The organism is Sphingomonas agri (assembly GCF_038148795.1).
Classification (GTDB): domain Bacteria; phylum Pseudomonadota; class Alphaproteobacteria; order Sphingomonadales; family Sphingomonadaceae; genus Sphingomicrobium; species Sphingomicrobium agri.
In genome coordinates this window covers 778,102-792,154 of the sequence record NZ_JBAPEU010000001.1, presented here as the reverse complement: position 1 = coordinate 792,154, position 14,053 = coordinate 778,102, and the positions used below count along the sequence as shown (strand labels likewise).

The 14,053-nt window shown below is 63.4% G+C and carries 11 protein-coding genes; 6 read left to right on the top strand and 5 right to left on the bottom strand.

Annotation, left to right across the window (positions count from 1 at the left end; all coding sequences use genetic code 11):
* Positions 1–167: 167 nt before the first annotated feature.
* Both V8192_RS03925 and V8192_RS03920 read left to right on the top strand, forming a co-directional pair.
* Positions 168–953: an Mrp/NBP35 family ATP-binding protein gene (locus V8192_RS03925; RefSeq protein ID WP_341632301.1), complete on the top strand. Its 786-nt coding sequence runs from the start codon at positions 168–170 to the stop codon at positions 951–953.
* Between the two features lie 24 nt (positions 954–977).
* Positions 978–1,409 (top strand): CoA-binding protein, encoded by a 432-nt coding sequence (locus V8192_RS03920; protein WP_341631738.1) that lies wholly within the window; start codon positions 978–980, stop codon positions 1,407–1,409.
* Positions 1,410–1,411: 2 nt separating this feature from the next.
* Here V8192_RS03920 and V8192_RS03915 read toward each other — a convergent pair whose 3' ends face one another.
* The gene (locus tag V8192_RS03915) at positions 1,412–2,758 is read right to left on the bottom strand and encodes a TldD/PmbA family protein (protein ID WP_341631737.1); all 1,347 of its coding nucleotides are present in this window, start codon (positions 2,756–2,758) and stop codon (positions 1,412–1,414) included.
* Between the two features lie 12 nt (positions 2,759–2,770).
* Entirely contained in the window at positions 2,771–3,742 is a 972-nt protein-coding gene (gene ubiA, locus V8192_RS03910) for a 4-hydroxybenzoate octaprenyltransferase (RefSeq protein WP_341631736.1), read from the bottom strand.
* A gap of 227 nt (positions 3,743–3,969) precedes the next feature.
* Between ubiA and V8192_RS03905 the strand changes: the two genes are divergently transcribed.
* The 3 genes from V8192_RS03905 to pip are packed head-to-tail and all read left to right on the top strand — an operon-like array spanning position 3,970 to position 7,116.
* A complete protein-coding gene (locus V8192_RS03905) occupies positions 3,970–4,722 on the top strand; it encodes a 16S rRNA (uracil(1498)-N(3))-methyltransferase (RefSeq protein WP_341631735.1) in 753 nt (250 codons plus the stop codon).
* A gap of 49 nt (positions 4,723–4,771) precedes the next feature.
* The gene (locus V8192_RS03900; protein ID WP_341631734.1) at positions 4,772–6,145 is read left to right on the top strand and encodes a glutamate--cysteine ligase; all 1,374 of its coding nucleotides are present in this window, start codon (positions 4,772–4,774) and stop codon (positions 6,143–6,145) included.
* An 8-nt stretch (positions 6,146–6,153) separates the two neighbouring features.
* Entirely contained in the window at positions 6,154–7,116 is a 963-nt protein-coding gene (pip, locus tag V8192_RS03895) for a prolyl aminopeptidase (RefSeq protein ID WP_341632300.1), read from the top strand.
* Here the strand turns inward: pip and V8192_RS03890 are convergent, their stop codons facing one another.
* Entirely contained in the window at positions 7,117–9,267 is a 2,151-nt protein-coding gene (locus tag V8192_RS03890) for a penicillin acylase family protein (protein WP_341631733.1), read from the bottom strand.
* A 106-nt stretch (positions 9,268–9,373) separates the two neighbouring features.
* Here V8192_RS03890 and V8192_RS03885 point away from each other — a divergent pair, with 106 nt between their 5' ends.
* A complete protein-coding gene (locus V8192_RS03885; protein ID WP_341631732.1) occupies positions 9,374–10,672 on the top strand; it encodes an MFS transporter in 1,299 nt (432 codons plus the stop codon).
* On the opposite strand, the gene ligD is transcribed toward V8192_RS03885, so the two are convergent.
* A complete protein-coding gene (gene ligD, locus V8192_RS03880) occupies positions 10,669–13,176 on the bottom strand; it encodes a DNA ligase D (RefSeq protein WP_341631731.1) in 2,508 nt (835 codons plus the stop codon). The genes V8192_RS03885 and ligD overlap by 4 nt on opposite strands.
* Before the next feature lie 3 nt (positions 13,177–13,179).
* Positions 13,180–14,052 (bottom strand): non-homologous end joining protein Ku, encoded by an 873-nt coding sequence (gene ku / locus V8192_RS03875; protein WP_341631730.1) that lies wholly within the window; start codon positions 14,050–14,052, stop codon positions 13,180–13,182.
* Position 14,053: the final 1 nt, after the last annotated feature.

Here is a 14,053-nt window from a genome sequence, read left to right as displayed (position 1 = left end):
CCCGCATGGACCAGTCTGTCGACCCGCTGACGGGCCTGCCGCACACTCAACGTATCCGGTCGAGAAAGCTCGCTGGCAACGTCGCGACCATTATCGTCGACGCCACGGGCCTTGGGGAGAGCGAGTGCAAGGAGCTCGAGGACGAGCTCCGCGCTGCGGCGCTTTCAATGAGCGGCGTCAAGGAAGTGCGGATCGCAATGACCGCCGCCCAGACTGCAAGGACGGTGATCGCCGTCGGAAGCGGCAAGGGCGGGGTGGGCAAGTCCACGGTTTCCGCCAACCTTGCAATCGCACTTGCCCGCGCAGGCAAGAAGGTCGGCCTCATCGACGCCGACGTTTACGGGCCGTCACAGCCGACCTTGCTCGGACGCCACGACAAGCCGACGGCCGAAAATGAAAAGCTGATCCCCGTCGAGGCGCACGGCATCCGCTTTCTATCGTTGGGGCAGCTGGTTTCGCCAGGTCACGCGCTGGCCTGGCGCGGCCCGATGGCGACGGGCGCCCTTGCCAACCTCATCGACGCTGACTGGGGTGATTCGGAATTGTTGATCGTCGACCTTCCCCCGGGCACCGGCGACGTCCAGCTTTCGCTCATCCAGCGCTCCCGGCCCGCCGGCGCCCTCATCGTTTCAACGCCGCAGGACCTCTCGCTGATCGATGCCCGGCGGGCTGTCGACCTCTTCAACAAGACCAGTGTTCCCGTAATCGGAATCATCGAGAACATGGCCACCTATTCCTGTCCGCATTGCGGCGGCACCTCTCACCCCTTCGGCGTTGGCGGCGCCGAGGCCGCCGCGACCGACATGGGCGTGCCCTTCCTCGGACGCCTCCCCCTTTCCATCGCCATTCGCGAAGCTTCCGACGCAGGCCAGCCTCCCGCGGCATCCGATACAGCCGAGGCCAGGCCGTTCGCCGACCTCGCTTCGAAACTGCTTCAGGCGCTCGGGCATTAAGCTGTCGCAAAGAGGAGTCCCCGGATGCCGCTCGAGACCGACGAAGAGATTGCCGAACTCCTCAAGAATGCCCGCACCATCGCCATGATCGGCGCTTCGGACCGGCCACAACGCCCCTCCTATGGTGTCATGAAATTCCTCCAGGACCACGGTTACCGCGTCATTCCAGTCAATCCGCAGATCACGGGCGAACATGTCCATGGCGAGTTCGTTTGGCGTGAACTGGCGCAGATCGGCGTTCCCATCGATATCGTGGACATCTTCCGTCGACCCGAGGCCGCGGGCGAAGCCGTGGACCAGGCCATCTTCATCGGCGCCAAGGCGGTCTGGCTGCAGATCGGCGTCATCAACGAGGAAGCGGCCGCGAGGGCCGAGGCGGCAGGGCTCAAGGTCGTGATGGATCGCTGTCTCAAGATCGAGATTGCGCGTTTGGGACTTTCGCGGATCGCCGCCTGAGATCAGGCCGCCGCCACCGTCATTTCCGGAACCAGGAGCGTCGGCGCGTCGATTCCCCGTCGAAACTCGAGGTCCGCGGCCGGCTCCAGTGTCGCAAACATGTCGACGAGGTTCGAGGCGATCGTGATCTCCGACACGGGCTCGGCGACCTCTCCGTTGCGCACCATGAACCCCACCGCGCCCCGGCTGTAGTCGCCCGTCACCGGATTGATGCCCTGGCCAATCAGCTCGATGACGAGCAGTGCCTCAGGAACGCTGGCAAGCAATTCCTCACGGGATCTCTTGCCGGGCGCAAGGTAGAAGTTGCTCGGGCTCGCCCCCGGCGCTCCGCCAACGCCCCGCACCGCATGCCCGGTCGGTAAGATGCCGAGCTGCCTCGCAGAAGCGCTTTCGGCAATCCACTTCACCAGAACGCCCTTCGAGACGAGCTCCTGGCGTGAAACCATCACCCCTTCCCCGTCGAATGGCCTTGAGCGCAGGCCCCGCTCGCGCAGCGGGTCATCGACCATGGTCACTCCCGGCGCGAAGACCTGCTCTCCAAGTTTCTCCTGGAGAAAGCTCGTTCGCCGCGCGATTGCGGAACCGCTGATCGCACCCGCGAAATGACCGAGCAAGGTGGAAGAGACACGCGGGTCGAACAGCACGGGATAGCGACCGGGCCTTGGCTTTGTCGGGTTGAGCCGCGCGACGGCCCTTTCCCCGGCCTTGCGGCCAATGGCTTGGGGAGCATCGAGATCGAGCAGATGGCGGGCACTGTGCCAGGCATGATCCCGCTGCATTGACGGGCCTTCGCCGGCAATCATGGTTGCCGAGCAGCTATGGGAACTGCCCTCGTAGGTGCCCGAAAACCCGCCCGAAGTCGCAAGTGCGATGATGGTGCTCGAGGCGCTCGCACCAGCTCCGCTCGAATTGGTGACGCCGACCACTCCAAGGGCTGCATTCTCCGCCTCGAGCGCCCTGCTCCGGAGCTCTTCGGGATCGGGATGGATGGGGTCGGAAATATCCAGCCGCGGGTTTTTTCCGTGCTGCAGCAGCTCTGGGGGCGCAAGACCGGCATAGGGGTCCTCGGGCGCCTCGCGGGCCATGGCGAGGCAGCGCTCTACAAGCATCCCAAGCACTTCGTCGGAAAGATCCGACGAGGCGACGGTCGCCGAGCGCTGCCCGACGAAAAGCCGAAGCCCGACCTGCGCACCTTCGGAGCGTCCGACATCCTCAAGCTTCCCGAGCCGGACCTGCACGCTCGAGGAACGGTCGCCGACATAGAGGGCGTCGGCGGCGTTTGCTCCTGCCCGGAGCCCTCGCTCGACGAGCTTTTCCGCGGTGGTCCTGGCTTCGGCGGGGGAGAGCATGAGCCGCGCGCCCTAGCGCGCCGAGAGGCCCACGACCAGCATTGCGAAAAACAAGAGGAGGCCGAACGAGCGGTTCGACCGGAACAGGCGAAGCGCGAGATCGCCGTCGTCCGGGTCTGCCCGAAGCGCCTGGTTGGCAAGGTGCAGCGCGGCGGGGACCAGTGTCAGGAGCGCCACCCAGTCGGGTCTGACGTTCCAGACCGCGGCGCCCCACAAGAGAAGCGCAATCGCGTAAAAAATCGCGATTCCCGCCGGGGCGTGTTTGCCGAGGCGGCGAGCCGAGGATTTGACGCCTATGAGCGCGTCGTCCTCCTTGTCCTGGATCGCATAGAGCGTGTCGTAGCCGATGACCCAGGAGACAGATCCCAGCCAAAGCAGAAGCGGGGCGATTGCGAAGCTCCCGGTAACGGCCGGCCAGCCGACAAGCGCCCCCCAGGAGAAGACGAGCCCGAGCCAGGCCTGCGGCCACCAGGTAATCCGCTTCATGAACGGATAGGCTGCAACTGGGATGATGCTGAGAAGAGCGATGATCGCTGCAACCCATTTGAGCTCGGCGACCACGACCATGCCGACGGCGCAAAGGAGGGCAATCGCGGCCCAGGCTGAGCGAAGCGACACGCGTCCGCTCGCCAGTGGTCGCAGCCGCGTCCGCTCGACCCTGACGTCGAGATCACGGTCCACGATATCATTGTAGACGCAGCCGGCGCTGCGCGCTGCGAGTGCTCCAAGTCCAAGCCACAGGAACAGGTCCCAGCGGCCTGCGACGCCGGCAAGGCCGACGCTCCAGGCGCACGGCCAATAGAGAAGCCATGTACCGATTGGCCGGTCGAGCCGCATGAGGGACGCAAAAGGACGCAGGCGGGCTGGCAAAGCGCCAATGAAGCCCCGCCGTTCGCTGTCGGGAACGATATCCGTGCCTGCTGTCACGAATTGCCAGTTAACGCCGCACGCGACTTTTGTCTTGAGGATGAACCCGTGCTCCATGGGGCAGCACAAACCGGCGTGGGGATCAGGTGGTCAGCCTCATGGACACGCCTGGCCCCGCCGGCGGGCGCCTCGCTGCAGGCTTGTCGAGTGCCCATCGGCAGTCCGGGTGGCGGGACGCCCGTGCGCCGATCGAGAGCCCGCGCCGAGGTCTTTTTCCATCCTTCACGGGGGGTTTGCTTTGCTGGGCATGGCCTGACGGTTGCTGGCAGGATAAGCCCGACCATATGCCCGCAACGCCTGCATGGCCGCCCAAGAGCCTCCCCCGCTTGTTCGTGCGCCAGCCGCTCTCAAAGGGTGAACTCCTTAAGCTCGATGCGGCGCAGGCCAACTATCTTGGCAATGTGATGCGCCTCGGCCCCGGGGCCGAGCTTCTGGTGTTCGATGGCCAGTCGGGCGAGTGGCTGGCCCGCATTGCCAAGGCCGGCAAGAGGCGAATGAGCCTTGCCATCCAGCATCAGACCCGCGATCGGGAACCGGCAAGCGAGGTCTGGCTCGCTTTTGCACCGGTAAAGAGAAGCCAGACCGACTGGCTCGTTGAGAAGGCGACCGAGCTTGGCGCGGATCGCCTTCTCCCGGTGATGACTCAAAGGACAGTGACGGAACGCGTGAAGCTCGCGCGGCTCGAGGCGATCGCGATCGAGGCGGCCGAGCAATGCGGGCGGACCCGTCTTCCGGCAATAGAGGAGCCCGTGGCGCTCACGCGCCTCCTTGAAAACCGCGATCCCGACCGCCGCTTGTATTTCGCGGACGAGGGCGGAGGCGAACCTGCTGCGAACGCCTTTAGGCGGGGTCCGGCGCTGATCCTCACCGGGCCCGAGGGCGGCTTCACCAACGAGGAGCGCTCGATCATCCGAGCCGCTCCCAATTCGGCGCCCGTATCGCTTGGCCCCCGGATCCTCCGCGCCGAAACCGCGGCGCTTGCCGCGCTCGCAAGCTACATGGCGATCGCAGGCGACTGGCGGCTTATTGACTCATAAGTCAGAATCGCTGGCGCACGTATCTTGGGGCGGCTAAGCGCCGCCAGCCATGACGACCCGTACCGACGATAGCGCCAGTCCGCGCATCGAGAGCCGCGATGACCTGCTGTCCGTCTTCGCAGGGGGCGAGAAGACCCGCGAAAAGTGGCGTATCGGCACCGAGCACGAGAAGTTCGTCTACCGGCTGGAGGACCACCGGGCGCCTTCGTGGGAGGAGCCGGGCGGGATCCGGGATCTGCTTCTCGGCCTCACCGAATTCGGATGGAAGCCGGTCGAGGAAAGCGGCAAGATCATTGCGCTCATCGGCCCCTATGACGGCACGATCAGCCTCGAGCCCGCCGGACAGTTCGAGCTCTCCGGTGCACCGCTTGAAAACCTGCACCAGACGTGCGCGGAAGCAGCGCGTCACCTCGACCAGTGCAAGAGCGTCGGCGAGCGTCTGGGACTTGGCTTCCTCGGCCTCGGCATGTGGCCGGACAAGACGCGCAGCGAGCTGCCCGTCATGCCCAAGGGGCGCTATGCCATCATGCTCGATTACATGCCACGGGTCGGAACGCTCGGTCTCGACATGATGCTTCGCACTTGTACCATTCAGGTTAATTTGGACTACTCGTCTGAAGCCGACATGGTGAAAAAGTTTCGTGTGGGCCTGGCGCTGCAGCCGGTGGCGACGGCGCTATTTGCGAATTCGCCCTTCACCGAGGGAAAGCCCAACGGCTACAAGAGCTTCCGCAGCAGAATCTGGGAAGACACCGATCCCGACCGCACCGGGATGCTTCCTTTCGTGTTCGAGAGCGGCTTCGGCTACGAGCGCTATTGCGAGTACATGCTCGATGTCCCGATGTACTTCGTCTACCGCGACGGGAAGTATATCGACGTCGCCGGCCAGAGCTTCCGGGCCTTCCTCGAGGGAAAGCTGCCGCAGCTTCCGGGCGAAAAGCCGACTTTCAGCGACTGGACGGATCATCTTTCGACCGCCTTTCCGGAGGTGAGGCTCAAGAGTTTCCTCGAGATGCGCGGCGCCGATGGCGGCCGCTGGAGCCGTATCTGCGCGCTTCCGGCGCTGTGGGTCGGACTATTGTATGATGATCAAGCGCTTGATGCCGCCTGGGACCTGGTCAAGGATTGGACCATCGAGAGCCGCGAGACGCTGAGGCGCGATGTTCCAGGCCTCGCACTCGATGCACGGACACCCGATGGGCGATCGATGCAGGAGCTTGCCGGCGACGTGCTCGAGATCGCGGCGGGTGGCCTCACCCGGAGGGCGCGTCTCAACAGCGCGGGCGACAATGAAGTCGGCTTCCTCGACCCCTTGAGGGAAGTCGTCCTCACCGGCATCACTCCAGCCGACCGGCTGCTCAACAAATATTCAAACGAATGGGGCGGTGACGTGTCCCACATCTACGAGGAGTTCAGCTTCTGATGGACGCGATGAGCCCCAAGCGCCGCACGCTTTATCCGGCGATCGAACCCTATGAGACGGGAATGCTCGATGTAGGTGAGGGTCACCGCCTTTATTGGGAGCTGTGCGGCAACCCCGAGGGCAAGCCGGTGGTATTTCTGCACGGCGGTCCAGGAGGTGGATCGAGTCCTGACCATCGTCGCCAGTTCAACCCGGACAAGTACAAGATCCTGGTCTTCGACCAGCGAGGCTGCGGCAAATCGACGCCTTACGCCAGTCTCGAAAACAACACGACATGGGACCTCGTCGAGGACTTGGAGAAGCTGAGAACCAGTGTCGCCAAGGTCGAGCAATGGCAGGTTTTCGGAGGAAGCTGGGGTTCGACGCTGGCGCTCGCTTATGCGCAGACCTATCCCGAACGTGTGACCGAGCTCGTGCTTCGGGGCATCTTCCTGTTCGATCAAAACGAACTCGACTGGATGTACAGGCAGGGCGGCGCCTCACAGGTCTATCCCGACAAGTTCGAGGAGTTCCTGGCGCCAATTCCCGAAGGCGAGCGAGACGATCTGGTCGAGGCCTATCGAAAGCGGCTGACCAGCAATGACGCGCAGGCGCAGCTGACCGCCGCCAAGGCCTGGAGCAAGTGGGAGGGAGACATCGTCACCCTGCTCCCCAGCCCCGAGACCATCGAGCATTTTACCAGTCCCGAGGTCGCGGTCGCCGTAGCGCGCATCGAGAACCACTATATGGCAAACCACGGATGGCTGGACGAGGGTCAGCTACTGCGCGGAGCAGAGAAGCTGCGCCGCATCCCGGGAGTGATCGTCCAGGGCCGGCACGACACGTGCACCCCGCCCGTTGCTGCATGGAAACTCAAGCAGGCATGGCCCGAGGTCGAGCTGAACATCATTGCGGATGGCGGCCACCTCTTCAGCGAACCCGGCGTCCTTGATGGCCTGATCCGGGCGACGGACAAGTTCGCAGGGCTGTGATCAGTTGCCCGGGCGGTATACCCGCTCGGTGTGACCCTTGAGGTCCTGAGCCGTGAAGTAGACATTTCGAAGATTGCCGGCCGCGTAGCGCTCAGCCTCATCGTCGAAGTGCGAAGACGCGGGATTGCCGCTCTCGCCGCCCGCAGTCACCGCACGGGCGCGTGGACCGTCAGGTCCGAACTCCACCACGGCCACGAAGCTGTTCCCATTGGTCCCGTACCAACGCTTGGTTCCAGGCTTCTGCGTCGCGCCAAACGATGCGAGCGAGCCCCAGCGATTGGAGGTGAAGCCGACGGGAATGCTCGGCGCCTTGTCGTCGAAGGGCGAATCGATTGCCGGCGAAATGCGCTGGAACCGGTTGACCTCTCCCCACGGCACGCGCCAGCTTCCAAAGTCGCCCTCCAGGCGAACGAGGCTGCGCTCGAAGGTCTCGATCTTCTCGGCGCCGCTCAGCTGCTCCATGTGGCGAAACGCATTTTGGTGGTCGTTCCACTTGCGTGAGCCGACTGCCTTTGCGAGCTCGTCTCCCCAGAAGTTTGCGAGCGTGTTCGGGACCGAGCTCGTCGACCATCGCTTGTCCCAGGAATTCAAGGCGGCGATGGGCTCGGCAAGGCGTGCCCTCCGCGCGTCGGTGGCCGGCAGGCCTTGAAAGGCCGAGACCAGCATCGGCACGAGCACCTCCCACGAGGGTTGCTGGCTGTCGTAAGCGGCCGTCTCAAGCCGATCGAGACTCCACGGGCCCGGCTGTGTCAGGAGGCGCGTTGCATGAATAGTGCGATAGCTCTCGCCCGCCATGTCGAGATAGGCGGGGAAGTTTTGCGGCCTTGGCGAATAGGCCCCGGCGGCCGAATAGAGCCAGTCATTGCTGTTGAAGGCCCACCCGCTCACCGGGTTGATCGTATTTGGCAGCTCTGAAACGGCGTGCAGACCGCGCCAGTCCGTCGCCGGGTCGCTTCCGTCGACCGGCCTCGTATAATCGAAGCGATTGTCCCTGCGCGGCATGAACTGCGGGGCGAGGACCGCGATCTCGCCCTTGTCGTCGGCAAAGACGGTATTGTTGGAGCTGTTCGCCTTGAGCTCGGAGATCCGCATGAAAGAGCCAAGGTCGCTGGCCTTGGTCCGAAGGAAGCTTTGCTGAATCGCCTCGACCGGCTTGTCCATCATCGCGAAGGCAACCCAGCGGCCATGCTCGGCGCGAACGATCGGACCCCGGTGGGTCATCAATGCGGTGAAGCTGCGCGAAGCGAGCCGTCCGCCCGATGTACGATAGCGGATGGTGATCGGCCGGAGGCCGACCGGCCGGCAGACGGGCCCATACCAATAGCAAAAGCCGGGCCCGCGACGCTCGACCCGGTAGGCGAATTCATCGACATTATCGACGCCGCTCGAAGTGTGCATCCATCCGGCGTGCGGGTTGAAGCCCTGGTAGATGAAGAACTGGCCCCAGGTTGCAGCACCATAGACGTCGAGACCCTCATCGCTCGACATCTGCAGCTCGGAGCGGAAGTAGAAGCTCGTGTGCGGATTGATGAGGAGCAGTGCCCGTCCGTTGCTGGTGAGCTTGGGTGCAATGGCGATGCCGTTTGACCCTCGCGGCTCGGTGTCGGGCGCAGCAAGCGCGATCCGGGGCTTGTCGCCGTAGAAGTCCGCGAGTTCCTTGAGGTCGATCCGTTCGATGTCGCCGCCGATGCTTCCCTCGGTGAAGCTCAGCGCCATCCACGGCTCGAAACGAGTGATCGCACGCGGGTGCACATGAGGATGTGTCGCAAGGAAATAATTCAGTCCGTCGGCCCATGCGTCCATGAGGCTGCGCATCGAGGGTGGGCTGCGCGCATAATCTGCCTTGAGCTCACTCTCGCTGACGTAAAGCCGGGCTCGAAGATCCTGCCAGACCGCCTTCTCGCCCTCGGCCTCGGCTGTGCGCCCGAGGTTGGTCAGATAGTTCGCCTCGATCCGCGGAAAATCATCCTCGGCCTGGGCATAGATCATGCCAAAGACCGCGTCGGCATCCGTTTTTCCATGGACGTGAGCAATGCCCCAATTGTCGCGCGCGATCGTGACCCGCGATGCTTCCGTTCGCCATCGGTCGGGTTGCGGCGATGAAAAGGCTGTAAGGAGAAACAGGAAGGCAGGGAGGACGAGGGTGCGCATGCGAACGAGGGCTAAGACGCAGCGGCGACCGGGGCAAGCGTGAGCACACGCAAACTGGCGGTTGCGCTCGAGATCAGGCTAGCAGCGAGACGAGGGAGGGTCATTCATGCCGGCAAATGAAGCAAAGCGCAGTCCGCTCGCGCGCGTCATTCTTTCAAGCCTCATCGGCACGACGATCGAATGGTACGATTTCTTTCTCTACGGCTCGGCTGCCGCACTGGTCTTCAACAAGCTCTTCTTCCCCTCCTTCGATCCACTGGTGGGCACCCTGCTCGCCTTTGCCACCTATGCGGTCGGCTTCATCGCCCGTCCGCTCGGCGGTGTCGTCTTCGGGCATTTCGGCGACCGGATCGGCCGCAAGCGCCTCCTCATGTGGAGCCTCGTCATGATGGGTCTTGCCACCCTCTTGATCGGCCTCCTGCCGGGCTATGCAGCAATCGGGGTCGCGGCACCGATCGGGCTTATCCTGCTTCGCGTGCTCCAGGGGTTCGCGGTCGGTGGCGAATGGGGCGGTGCGGTGCTGATGGCGGCCGAGCACGGCGACGCTGCACGGCGGGGCTATTGGGCGAGCTGGCCTCAGGCAGGCGTTCCCCTGGGGAGTCTCCTGTCGGCCGGAGTGCTGGCGGTGATGGCCGGCTTCCAAAGTGAGACGCAATTCGTCTCCTGGGGATGGCGAGTCCCGTTCCTTCTTTCGGCCGTTCTCGTCGCCGTCGGCTGGTACATCAGGAACCGCGTCAGCGAGAGCCCGATGTTCGAATCCGAGATAGAAGCCGCGCAAGCTCCCGCAAAGCTGCCGGCAATGGATGTTATCCGCGAGCGCCCGCGAGCTCTGGTTCTTGGTGCGGGCCTCAGGATCGGCGAGAATATCGTCTATTATGTGCTGACCGTCTTTTCGCTGACCTTCCTGGTCGACGTCGCAGCGCACAGCCGCAGCCTGGCGCTCGATGCCTTGCTGGTGGGTGCCGCGGTTCAGTTCATCGCCATTCCGCTCCTCGCGGCACTCTCGGATCGCGTCGGCCGGCGCCCGGTCTACGCCTTCGGAGCGTTCGGTAGCGCTCTCTTCATCTTCCTGTTCTTCCCGATGCTCGCGAGCGGCAGCAATGCCGTGATCATCCTTGCGGTCGTCGTGGGCCTGGTGCTGCACGGATCCATGTACGCGCCGCAGGCCGCATTCATCACGGAGCTGTTTCCCACCCGCATCCGCTATTCGGGAGTGTCGATCGCCTATCAGCTCACCGCCATCTTCGCGGGCTCGCTTGCTCCCATCATCTCGCTGTGGCTCTACAAGAGCCAGCATTCCTCGGTGCCAGTCTCGATTTATGTCGCCATTGCCTGTCTTATCAGCGGCGTCAGCGCGTTGCTCGCCCGGGAGACGCGCGGCATCGAGCTCGCGCACATCCGCTAGGCGTCGGGCAAGGCCTGTTTCGCTTCGCCCCAGCCGGAAAGAAGCTTCGAGCCCGCACGATCGAGAAGCTCGTCAGCGTCGCGGATGCTGAAATGGTGCCCACTCTGGTAATGGTCGAGCTCTTCCCATGCGACGGGCGCAGATACCGGTGCTCCTTCGCGGGCGCGGGCGGAATAAGGCATCACGGCCGTCGCGCCGCGCTGGTTGCGCAGCCAGTCGAGGAAAATGCGGCCCTGCCGCTGGACCTTCCGGATGTTCGCGGTGAAGGTCTGAGGTTCCGCGTCGGCAATCGCCCGACTGAAGCGCTCGGCGAAGCTCTTGACCGTGGGCCAGTCCTTCGAGGTGTCGAGCGGGACGACGACGTGGATACCCTTGCCTCCCGAAAGTAGCGGGAAGCTCCGGAGGCCTAGATCCTCAAGCAAGGCTTTGAGCCGCACCGCCGCGGTCTTCACCTTGTCGAAGTCGAGGCCCACGTCCGGATCCAGATCGAACACCAGCCGGTCGGGATAATCGACCTTGTCGATCTTGCTGCCCCAGCCGTGAAACTCGATCGTTCCCATCTGGACGCTCGCGAGCAGTCCCTTGATGTCGTCGAAGTAGAGGTAATCCTCGATTGCCCCGTCGCTCTCCTCGATGGGGATATGCTTCACGTGCGGTCCGAACGTCCCCTTGTCATGCTTCTGGAAGAAACATTCGCCCGTGCGTCCGCCGGGACAGCGGATCAGGGTCATCGGACGCCTGGCAGCATCGATCATGATCAGCGGCTCGATCGCCGCGTAATAGTCCGCAAGATCCTTCTTGGTGAGCCCGAGCTCGGGAAATATGGCGCGCTCGGGGCTACTGATCTCGATGCCAAAATCCTCGGCACTCGAGCCCCTGGCGGCCGCTTTCTTTGGTTTGCGTCTGCGCTCAGCGGGTTTGAGCTTCTGCGGCTGCTCCACGACGACGTCCTTTGCGGGCTTGTCCTCGCGAAGCCCAATGAAGCTCGGGTGCCTGAGGATCCCGTCGTCGGTAAATTCCGCGAAGGCGATTTCCGCAACAAGTTGCGGCTTGATCCAATGCGCGCCCTTGCGGTCGGCGCGAGGAACCTCGACCGGCGCCCTGTCGAGGGCGAGTGGCTCCATGCGGTCCATGAGCTCTTGGATGAGCCTCGCATTGAAGCCTGTGCCGACCTTGCCGACATAGGTGAGCTTCCCGCGGTCCTTTGCCGCAAGTAGCAGCGAACGAAAGCCGATGCGCTTGTCGCTTTCCGACCAGCCGACGATCACGAATTCCTGGCGCTGCGTGCATTTGACCTTGAGCCAGTCGCGGCCTCGCGCCCCTCGATAGCGGGCGCTTGCACGCTTGGAGACGATCCCCTCGCCGCCGGTCTTGCAGACCTCGCGGAACAGCTCGTCCCCACGGCCGATCACATGGTCGCCGTAAAGGATTGGAGGCGAGATCCCTTCCAGCAGTGCTGCCAGCCGCTGCTTTCGCTCGATGTTCGGAAGCGCCTTGATGTCTTCTCCCCGGTCAACGAGGAGGTCGAAGGCGTAGAAGACCAGGTTCGCGCCCTTGTGATCCTTCAGTGTCGACTGGAGGAGCTGAAAGCTCGGTTTTCCCTTATCGTCGATCGCCACGGCTTCGCCATCGATGAGGCAGCCCGCAGGCAGGCGCGCGGCAGCCTTTACAAGCGCCTTGAACTTGTCGCTCCAATCCTTGCCGTTGCGGGTCCAGGCGGTTGCGACGCCTTCTCCGACCGCAAGCAGAAGGCGGTATCCGTCATATTTATATTCGTGGATCCACGAGGTCCCTTCGGGGACATCGTCGACCAGGGTCGCAAGCTGCGGCTCCTGGAAAGGCGGCGGCGCCTTGCCGGCGACTTTCTTGGCGCGCCCGCCCTTCTTGCCGCCCCGGTTCGACTCCCAGACGTCCTCGCCAGCGGCAATCTCGGCCATCGTCCGGCCCGTCGTGACGCTCGTCACGCAATTATCGACCAGCGCATCGCCGTCGCCAGGGTCGGCATAACCGTCCGTCACCTTCTTCAGCATCCATGGCTCGGCCTTCTCACCGGGCTTGGGCTTGAGACGGAACATCACCCATTCGCCCTTCATTCGGTCGCCCTCGAGGGTGAAATGAAGGTGCCCTTCCTCGATGGTCTTGCTCGGATCCTTGCGAGGGTCGGGAATCCAGCGGCCCTGGTCCCATAGCATTACGGTACCGCCGCCATATTCTCCCTTGGGAATGGTTCCCTCGAAATCGCCGTAATCGAGCGGATGGTCCTCGGTTCGCATCGCAAGCCTGTTCTCACCGGGATCGAGACTTGGGCCCTTGGGTACTGCCCAGCTCTTGAGCACACCGTCGAGCTCGAGCCGGAAATCCCAATGCAGTCGCGAGGCCTCGTGCTTCTGCACGACAAAGCTGTCGCCTTGGCCCTTGAGCTTACGGCCCCGCGGCTCCTTCGTCTTCGAAAAGTCGCGTTTCCGGTTGTAGGTCTCGATGTCGAGCGGGACCTTGCGCGCCATGACTTAAGCTCGCTTTCGCACCGGCGCCTTCTTTGAGGTTTCCTTCTTGGCAGCCGCCTTCTTGGACTTGCCGCCTTGAGCCTTCTGGTCGCCCAGGCTCTTTTTGAGCGCGGCCATCAGATCAATGACGTTGGCGCCCTTCGGCGGCCCTTCGGCAGCGTCCGGATCCTCGATGATCTTCTCGCCCTTCTTCTTCTGCTTCTCCTCGATCAGCCGGTGGAGCGCATCGACGTAGCGGTTGTGGAATTCGCGCGGGTCGAACTCACCGGCTTTTCGCTCGATGAGCATCGATGCCATGTCGAGAAGGTCCGGATCCGGCTTGTGATCGCCAATATCGCGGAAGAAGCCCGAAGCCTTGTTGACCTCGTCCGCGTAGCGCAGCGTTTTCAGCATGAGGCCGCGATCGAAGGGCTTGAGCGAGACGACATATTCCTGCCCCCGCATCGCAAGCTGGCCAACTCCTACCTTGTTGGCCGCCTTGAGCGCGTCCCGGAGGACGACATAAGCTTCCTCGGCAAGGTCGTCCGCCGGGACGACATAATAAGGCTTGTCGAAATACATCGGGTCGATGCCGTCGTCGTCAACGAACTCGACGAGGTCGAGGGTCTTGCGACTCTCGAGCTTCACGCTCTCGATCTCCTCGGGATCGAGCAGGACATAATGGCCCTTCGAGACTTCGTACCCCTTGACGATCTCGTCCTTGTCGACGGGACCGACACCAGGAACCACCTTCTCATATTTGATCCGTTTGCCGGTTGGCTCGTGGACCTGATGGAACTGGATCTGCGCCCCGCTTCGCGTGGCAGGATAAAGCTCCACCGGTATGGACACTAAGGCGAGCCGGATTTGCCCTCGCCAGATCGGACGCGCAGCCATG